The sequence below is a fragment of the Desulfovibrio sp. genome (assembly GCF_047607245.1).
Classification (GTDB): Bacteria; Desulfobacterota; Desulfovibrionia; order Desulfovibrionales; family Desulfovibrionaceae; genus Desulfovibrio.
Genome location: NZ_JASGDK010000059.1, coordinates 1 through 8,911 on the forward strand (window position 1 = coordinate 1; position 8,911 = coordinate 8,911).

The 8,911-nt window shown below is 59.3% G+C and carries 5 protein-coding genes; all 5 read right to left on the reverse strand.

The window, feature by feature from the left end; all coding sequences use genetic code 11:
* On the reverse strand, positions 1–1,706 hold a 1,706-nt coding region (locus QM579_RS04205), incomplete at its 3' end, for an efflux RND transporter permease subunit (RefSeq protein ID WP_414997957.1).
* Positions 1,703–4,867, reverse strand: a complete 3,165-nt coding sequence (locus QM579_RS04210) for an MdtB/MuxB family multidrug efflux RND transporter permease subunit (RefSeq protein ID WP_414997958.1) — start codon at positions 4,865–4,867, stop codon at positions 1,703–1,705. The genes QM579_RS04205 and QM579_RS04210, both read right to left, overlap by 4 nt.
* A 41-nt stretch (positions 4,868–4,908) precedes the next feature.
* Entirely contained in the window at positions 4,909–6,264 is a 1,356-nt protein-coding gene (locus QM579_RS04215) for an MdtA/MuxA family multidrug efflux RND transporter periplasmic adaptor subunit (protein WP_414997959.1), read from the reverse strand.
* Positions 6,264–8,000, reverse strand: a complete 1,737-nt coding sequence (locus QM579_RS04220) for a sensor histidine kinase (RefSeq protein WP_414997960.1) — start codon at positions 7,998–8,000, stop codon at positions 6,264–6,266. Before QM579_RS04220 ends, QM579_RS04215 begins: the two co-directional genes overlap by 1 nt.
* On the reverse strand, positions 8,000–8,788 hold the full coding sequence (locus QM579_RS04225; protein WP_414997961.1) for a response regulator transcription factor: 789 nt from the start codon (positions 8,786–8,788) through the stop codon (positions 8,000–8,002). The genes QM579_RS04220 and QM579_RS04225 overlap by 1 nt, the downstream gene beginning before the upstream one ends.
* Between the last annotated feature and the right edge of the window lie 123 nt (positions 8,789–8,911).

The window sequence follows — 8,911 nt, forward strand, 5'->3', positions numbered from 1 at the left end:
CCTGAAAGCACCCGGCCCCACGCATCGCCTATCCTTGCGAAAAACCTGCGTACAGCACCACAAAGTCCACCAGCACACAGCCTGTGCGCCTGCGCCGCAGCCTTGGCTTCGTGCTCGCTCTGGTTAATGGGCCGCAAAAGCTTGGCACACATCATAGGTGTGGTCGTGAGCGAAACCACCATAGAAACAAGCACCGCCGTGGTAAGCACCACGGAAAATTCGCGGAACAACCGCCCCACCACGCCGCCCATAAAAAGAATGGGGGCAAACACAGCCACAAGTGAAAGAGAAATGGATACTACGGTAAAGCCCACTTCTCTTGCGCCACGCAATGCCGCCCGCAGGGGACTTTCGCCAAGTTCCAGACGCCGAACGATGTTTTCAAGCACCACAATGGCGTCGTCCACCACAAAACCCGTGGAGACGGTAAGCGCCATAAGGGAAAGGTTGTCCAGGCTATAGCCGCAGAGATACATGACTCCAAACGTGGCAATAAGCGACACCGGAGCAGCAACAGCCGGAATGCTGGTAGCCCGCCCGTTGCGCAAGAAAAGAAAGGTCACCAGCACCACAAGGGCCATAGCCAGCACCAGACTTTTTTCCACTTCATGCAGCGAAGCGCGGATGGTCAGCGAGCGGTCCATCCGCAGTTCCAGATCCGCGCTCTCCGGCAGCCACGAGCGCAACTGGGGCAACATTTCTTTCACTCTGTCCACAGTCTCGATGATATTGGCCCCTGGCGAGCGAAACACGATAAGCAGCACAGCGGGTTTGCCGTTGGAAACAGCCATGTTGCGCACGTCCTGCGAGCTGTCTATCACTTCGGCCACATCTGCGAGGCGAATGACCCTGCCGCCGTTGCGGCCCACTATAAGCGGTTTGTAGTCTTCGGCCTTGTGCAGCTGATCGTTGGCACCCACCAGCCAGTAGTTCTGGTCGCTTTCAATCTGTCCCTTGGGCAGATAGGCATTGGCAGAAGAAAGTGCCTTGCGCACATCGGCCATGCTCAACCCCGCACGGCTGAGCGCGTCGGGGATGACCTGAACCCGCACTGCGGGCAGTGCGCCGCCGCCCACAATGACTTCACCCACGCCAGCCAGCTGGGATATTTTTTGCGCCAGCACCGATGACGCCGCATCGTACAACTGTGAACGTGTCAGCACATCCGAGGTGATGGACAGGATCATTATGGGCGCGCCCGCCGGGTTCACCTTGCGGTAGGAAGGGTTGGACGGCATGGTCGGCAGGGTGGAACGCGCCGCATTGATGGCCGACTGCACGTCGCGGGCAGCGCCGTCGATATTGCGGTTGAGGTCAAACTGCAAAATGATCTGGGTGGAGCCAAGGCTGCTGTTTGACGTCATTTCCGTCACGCCAGCTATGCGCCCCAAGGCGCGCTCCAGCGGCGTAGCCACCGTGGCGGCCATAGTTTCCGCGCCTGCGCCGGGCAAACTTGCCCGCACCATTACAACGGGAAAATCCGTTTCCGGCAGAGGGGCCACGGGCAAAAGCCCAAAGGCCACAATGCCCGCCAGTGTTATGGCTATGGTCAAAAGAGCTGTGGCCACGGGCCGCCGGATAAAGGGAGCGGAAATATTCAGGGGCAGCACAAGGGGGCCGAGCCTGTGCCCGGGTTCCGCCTTTTTGCGCACGCGGGGTTTATCTTCCGGGCTGCCGCCAGATCCGCCTTCAGGTGGGCGGTTCATGACCTGCCCTCTTGGGGCCGCACAGATGCAGGGGATGCGGCGGTATCGTCGCCCCCGCTTTCGGACACGTCATCCGGTTCAGACATGCCCTTGCCGCGCACGCGGCGGCTCAAGCGGTCGAACCACAGATAGATCACCGGAGTCGTGAACAGCGTCAGCACCTGACTGACAATAAGGCCACCCACCATCGTCACGCCCAGAGGACGCCGCAGTTCAGCGCCCATGCCCCAGCCCACCATAAGCGGCAACGCGCCAAGCAGAGCCGCCATCGTTGTCATGAGAATGGGCCGCAGGCGCAGCAAGCAGGCCTGACGGATGGCGGCCAGCGGCTTTTTGCCTTCATTGCGCTCAGCGTCGAGGGCAAAGTCTATCATCATGATGGCGTTCTTTTTGACAATGCCGATCAGCAGAATAATGCCGATAATACCCACCACACCCAGCTCCATCCCCCCCAGCATGAGCGCCAGCAAGGCTCCCACTCCGGCGGAAGGCAAGGTGGAAAGAATGGTCACGGGGTGGATATAGCTTTCGTACAGAACGCCCAGCACAATATACATAGTCACGATGGCAGCCAGAATAAGCCAGACCTGATTGTTGGTGGACGACATGAAGGCCTGTGTAGCGCCCTGAAACTGAATACGTAACGAATCCGGCAGTTGCAGCTTTTCAAATGTAGCGTTGACCGCCTTTACAGCCGCGCCCAACGAGGAATCCTGCGTCACGTTGAACGATATGGTGGCCGCGGGAAACTGCCCCTGGCGCGCAATGGAAAGCTGCGTTGCGCGTTCTTCCACCGTGGCGATGCTCGTAAGCGGCACAGGTTTGCCGTCGCCGCCCTTGACGTAGATATTTTCAATATCCTGCGGCCCCTGGCGGTAATGCGGGGCCACCTCAAGCACCACCTTGTACTGGTTGGTCTGGGTAAAAATAGTGGATATGAGCCGCTGGCCCAAGGCATCGTACAAGGCGCTGTCGATGTCCGACATACTGATGCCAAGTCTTCCGGCGGCATCCCGGTTGATATTGAGCCAGGCCATGCGGCCAGGATTCTGGTAATCGCTGGTCACAAGCTCCAGCTGGGGCTGCTGGCGCAAGGCATCTACCATACGGCGTACCCAGGTATCCAGCTGTGCCCTGTCCAGCGCTTCCACAGTGAGCTGATACTGACTGCGCGATACGCGGTCTTCAATGGTCAGGTCCTGCACGGGTTGCAGATAGAGGGTCATACCGGGCAGCGTTGCGGCTTTTTCCATAATGCGCCGGGCAATGGCGGGGGCGCGGGCGTCGCGGTCTTCCAGAGGGCGCAATTCAATGCTCAGGCGCGAAGTGGCCATAGTCTGATTGATGCCGTCCACACCCACAAAAAAGACCACGCTTTCCACTGCCGGATCTTCAAGAATCACCTGGGCAAGCTCGCGCTGCCTTGTGGCCATAGCCTGAAAAGAAGTATCCTGCGGGGCTTCGGCCATACCTTGAATGACGCCCGTATCCTGCACGGGAAAAAACCCCTTGGGCACGATCACATACAGCAGCACGGTCAGCACCAGAGTGCCTACGGCTACGGTCAGGGTCAATTTCTGATGGCTCAGTACCCAGTCCAGTCTGGATTCATACCACTGGAGCAGGCGCGTAAAAAAACGGCCTTCGCTTTTCTGGGTTGCGTGGCGCTCAGGACGCAGCATGACGGCGCAGAGCATGGGCGTAAGCGTTAATGATATGACCGCGGAAATAAGAATGGTCACGGCCAGTGTGACGGCGAATTCCCTGAACAGCCGCCCCACCACATCGCCCATAAAGAGCAGGGGAATAAGAACGGCCACCAGCGAAATTGTCAGGGATATGATGGTAAAGCCGATCTGCCCAGCGCCTGTCAGCGCCGCCTGTAGCGGGCGCATGCCCTGCTCCAGATAGCGGGAAATATTTTCAATGACCACAATGGCGTCGTCCACCACGAAACCCGTGGCGATAACAAGAGCCATAAGGGTAAGGTTGTTGAGCGAATATCCCGCAAGATACATGACGCCCAGCGAGCCCACCAGTGAAAGGGGCACGGCCAGAGCGGGAATTATGGTGGCCTGCACATTCCGCAAAAAAATCCATATAACCCAGATAACAAGAGCCACGGCCAGCAGCAGCTCAAGCTGCACATCGTGTACGGTGGCGCGGATGGTGGTGGTGCGGTCTGTCACCACACGCACTTCCACATTGCCCGGCAGGGTCTGCTGCAACACGGGCAAAAGCCGCGTCACGCTGTCGGCCACGCCAATAACGTTGGCTCCTGGCTGACGCTGCACGGAAAGCACGATGGCCGGACGAAAACTCATAGTATCGCCAGCTACATAGGCTGCCAGACGTGCATTCTCGGCCCCTTCCACCACATCGGCCACATCCTGAAGACGCAGAGGGGCGCCATCTTTGTAGCCAATGATGGCATTTGCATATTCTTCTGCCGAGGTGAGCTGGTCGTTGGAGTCGATGGTACTGGCGCGTTCTTGCCCGTCAAAACTGCCCTTGGCGTCATTAACATTGGTCTTGGCTATGGCAGTACGCACATCAGCCAGGGTAAGGCCAGCGTTGGCCAACGCTCTGGGGTTCATCTGCACGCGCACGGCAGGACGCTGCCCGCCGGAAAGCGTTACCAGCCCCACACCCGGCAGCTGTGAAATTTTCTGGGCCATGCGCGTGTCCACCAGATCTTCAAGCCGGGTCAGCGGCATGGCGTCACTGGTGACGGCAAGGGTTATAACCGGCGGGTCTGCGGGATTGACCTTGTTATACAAAGGCGGCGTGGGCAGGTCGGAAGGCAGCAGGTTATCAGCCGCATTGATGGCTGCCTGCACTTCCTGCTCCGCCACGTCCAGAGCCATAGACAGATCAAACTGCAAGGTAATGACCGAAGCCCCGGCAGATGAAAGCGAACTCATCTGCACAAGGCCCGACATGGTGCCGAACTGACGCTCCAGCGGAGCCGTCACCACTGAGGCGATCACGTCGGGCGAAGCGCCGGGGTACAGCGTCTGCACCTGAATGGTGGGATAGTCTATCTGCGGCAAAGCCGCCACCGGCAGGTAACGGTAGCCCAGAAGTCCAGACAGCAGCAGGGCCACCATGAGCAGGGATGTGGCGATGGGGCGGAGAATAAAGATGCGTGAAAGATTCATGGCGGCTTTGTCCTGTAAGGCTGAAACGGAAAACTGCTTCTTTATGGAGCCTGTCTGGCTTCAGGCGGCGGCGTGGCCCCGGTGGGCGGCGTCTGCCCCTGCCCTTTCCCGCTAACTCCGCCTGGCCCGGCGGCTTCTGCGCTTCCGGCAAGCCCTACGGCGGCGCTAGAGTCTGACTCGGCAGTTGCATTCACAGATTCCGCCTGAGGCGTGTCCACAGTGGCGGCAACGCGCACGGCAGTACCGTCGCGCAGGCGGTCCAGACCGTCCACCACCACCTTTTCACCAGCTTCAAGGCCTTTATCGATAACAGTCAGGCCGCCGGAGCTGACGCCGGGCGTGACCAGGCATAGCTGCGCTTCATCCTGCCCTTTTTCGCTCTGGCGAACCACATAGACATAAGAGCCACGCGTGCCCAGTTGCACGGCGGAAGCAGGCACGGTGACGGCCCCCGGCAAGGTACGCACGAGCAACCGTGCATTGACGAACTGATTGGGGTAAAGCGCGCCATCTTTGTTGGCGAAACTGGCCTTGAGGCGCACTGTGCCGGTGGCGCTGTCGATCTGGTTGTCCAGCGAAAGAAGGTGCCCCACTGCCAGAAGGCGCTTCTGCTCCCTGTCCCAAGCCTGCACCACCAGAGGCGGCGAACCGGGCAGAGCTTCACTATGGCGCAGGGCCTGCACCACCAGCGGCACCTGACTTTCGGGCAAGGTGAAAATGACGTCGCATGGGCTGATTTCGGTAATACGCACAAGGCCGTTGGTGTCCGAGGCCTTGATCATATTACCTTCATCCACATTGCGCAGGCCGAGGCGGCCACTGATGGGAGCAGTGATGCGGCTGTATTCCAGTTGCAGGCGGGCTGAATCCACGGCGGCCTGATCTGCCCCCACTGTGCCCTCATACTGCTTTGCCAGCGCGCGCTGTGTTTCATACTGCTGGGCTGCTATGTAGTTGCCTTGCGAAAGTTTGGCGTAGCGCTCAAGATCTTTGCGGGCGTTTTCAAGCTGGGCTCTGTCTTTGGCAAGGTTGCCCAAAGCTTGATCCAGGTTGGCCTGAAAAGGACGCGGGTCAATTTCGGCCAGCAGGTCTCCGGCTTTCACACGCTGGCCCTCGGCAAAATGCAGGCGCTGTAACTGACCGTCCACCCGGCTGGTCACAAGCACGTCGCCCGAGGGCAATACAGTGCCAAGACCGTTAAGAAAATGCGGCACATCCTGAGCCAGAGCAGTGGCCACGCGCACTGGCGGCGTATCCATACTCATGCCTGGCCGGCCGTTTCCCTTGCCCAGCAGCTTCCAGCCCACCACAACAGCCAGCAAAACCAGAACCACCGCCACAAGTTTGCGGCGGTTCGAAAATATACTGGAAACAGGCCTAAATTGAGAACCTGACATTACACGTCTTCTCCTTGCGCTGCCGGGGGAAAAATGAGGCGAAAAACCGTTGTCTCTTCCGCTCCGGTATAGGCGGAGGGCAGCAGTTCAAGCTGCCAGCCAAGACGTTCGCAGGCTCGTTGCGCTAGGGAAAGCCCCAGCCCGTTGCCTGCGCCATCCTGTCTGGCACTGAAATCAGTTTTATTATCGCGGCGCACTCCGCGCGCAAAAATATCAATATCACGCGGCACCCGCCCTTTGTTGCCTACCAGCAATTTACCGGATTCCAGCATCACAAAGGCGCGGTCATTTTCCGTGTACTTGCAGGCATTGTCCAGCAAATTTTTGAAAATGATTGTCGCCAGTTCCCTTTGTGTGCGCGCGGGCGCGTGAACAGGCATGGATGTCATCAGCGTCACAACAGGCGGCGTGAAAGCGTGCGGCGCAGTGGATGGCCTTGGGGATGCCTGCCCGGATGCCCCAACGGATATTCCCCGCAATGCCTCCACCGATGGGGCAAGGGCTGATGATTCACTGCTTTCCTGTGCAGGCAGAGGATCGCTGCCCAGTATCAGCGCTGTCATTTCTGACAGGCAAAGGGGTGTATCAGAGGCGTCAGATCGCTTGGCTGCTTCTTGGAGGCGCACCAACCCCTCACGCTCCATTTCGCCGATAATGTCCCGCAGAAGCACGGCGCAATCCAGAACCTGAAACAGTATTTCCTCCGGGCGGCGGGCCAGCAGCAAAAGGGTTCGCACCGTGTCGCTCATACGGGATGTCGTGCGCAAAAGGCGGCTGACCACAGGTGCAAGCTCCTCACCCTGCGGCAGGGATTCCAGCCGCAGTTCCAATACTTCAAGCCCGCCTTGCATAACCGTCAGCGGGGTGCGCAATTCGTGGCTCACATCGCCCGTAAAATGGCTTTCACGCTGCACAAAACGCCAAAGGGCATCCTCGCGGGCGGCAATGGCGCGGGCCAGCACGCCCACTTCGTCATCCATATCTGTCATAGGAATGTCAGCGGGGGTAGAAAACGTGGCAATTTCCTGCCCGGCAGCCGATGTGCCCTGCTTTTCAGATGCTTCAGATCCGTCATGGCGCGTTGCCGAAGCGCCAGCCCCCACGCGGCTCATTCCTGCAGCAGGACGGCCTTCAACCGCCAGCGTGAGACGGCGCAGAGGATCGGTAAGACGGCGGCTCAAAACCACTGCCATAAGTACTGCCACAGCCAGACCTGCCAACGCGCAAATGAGCAGGATTCCGTTGAGGCGGTCCTTGAGCGCCTGAAAGCCGCCTGTGCCGCCCCGAAGCATGTATTCCACGCCGTCGCGGCGCTCCACAAGAACAAATTCGGCATCGTTTTCAACAAAGTGCAGGCCGTCGGGCAGTTCGCGCCATTGGGAAGGTACCTGCTTGCCCACCAGAAAAGTCCAGTGCATGGCCGTTGCCAGATCTTCGCCGTAGTACAGCTGGTCGCGCCCGCTGTCTTCAGCCTCCCATGCGCGTTTTTCAGCTTCGATAAGGGTTTCCATCACTGGCCGCGCGTGCCAGCCAACCAGGTAGGTGCCCAGATAATCAAAGGAAAGATGGCCCACAACACCAAGGGCGGTGCCCATGCCCAGAGCCAGAAAAACGAAAGCCACCAGTATCCGGCGCGCAAAAACGGTGCGGCTGCGGGCTGGCGGCGTGACTGAAGAAGAGGCAACGGCTGCAGGTTCAGAAGAAGAGGCCGATGAAGACGGCGAATGGGGAGCCATCAGACTGTCTTCCCATAAAGATCAGCGCTGCCCGGCCGGGTATCGCCTGATGGCATGCCATTTTCCGCAGTACAGCTCGCCCCGCCGTCGGCAGGGTCCGGGCTCAGGCGGTAGCCCACATGTGGCACCGTATGCAGCAGAGGCAAGGCAAAAGGCTTGTCCAGTTCGCGCCGTAATTCATGAATATGGGTGCGCAGCGCACTGCCTTCCGGCGGTTCATCGCCCCAAAGCAGATGCTCCATATGCTGACGCCGCACCAACCCCGGCGCAACGCGCAGCAGTTCCTTTAAAATACGAAATCCCGTTGGGCTCAACCGCAGACGATGCCCCTGCCGCTCAGCCCAGTGCTCTTCTTCATTAAGGACGAGGTCAGCGCAGGTCCACAGGCCCTTGCCTTCTGTTCCCGCACCGCTCTGCATGCGGCCCCGCCGCAGCAAGGCCCGGATACGGGCCTCCAGTTCCTTGAAGGCAAAAGGTTTTACCAGATAATCGTCGGCCCCGGCCTCAAGTCCTGTCACCCTGTCGGCCACAGTATCCCGCGCAGTAAGCATGATTATGGGCGTGGCGCGCCTGTGTTCTTCACGCAGGTTGCGGCACAGACTTATACCGTCCAGACCCGGCAGCATGACGTCCAGAACTATACAGTCAAAATCGTGCTCAATGGCCATCTGTAGCCCGGCTTTGCCGGTACGGGCGCAGTCCAGCGTGTAACCCAGCGGTTCAAGATACGCATACAGATTGGCGAGGATATCCTCGTTATCTTCTACAAGCAGAAGAGAGCGCGACATGATTACCGCCCGGACGTGTCCCGCGCGTCCACGATGCCGATGATTGCCAGGGCGTCGGCCTCAACCTCGTTGGGCCGCTTGCGGTTCCAGTCCACATGCCCGAGCAGGCGCACCTTGTCGCGC

Coding starts and splice junctions, on each gene's coding strand:
- QM579_RS04210 (WP_414997958.1), bottom strand. CDS start 4,867: ATGAATCTTTCACGCATCTTTATTCTCCGCCCCATCGCCACATCCCTG.
- QM579_RS04215 (WP_414997959.1), bottom strand. CDS start 6,264: ATGTCAGGTTCTCAATTTAGGCCTGTTTCCAGTATATTTTCGAACCGC.
- QM579_RS04220 (WP_414997960.1), bottom strand. CDS start 8,000: ATGGCTCCCCATTCGCCGTCTTCATCGGCCTCTTCTTCTGAACCTGCA.
- QM579_RS04225 (WP_414997961.1), bottom strand. CDS start 8,788: ATGTCGCGCTCTCTTCTGCTTGTAGAAGATAACGAGGATATCCTCGCC.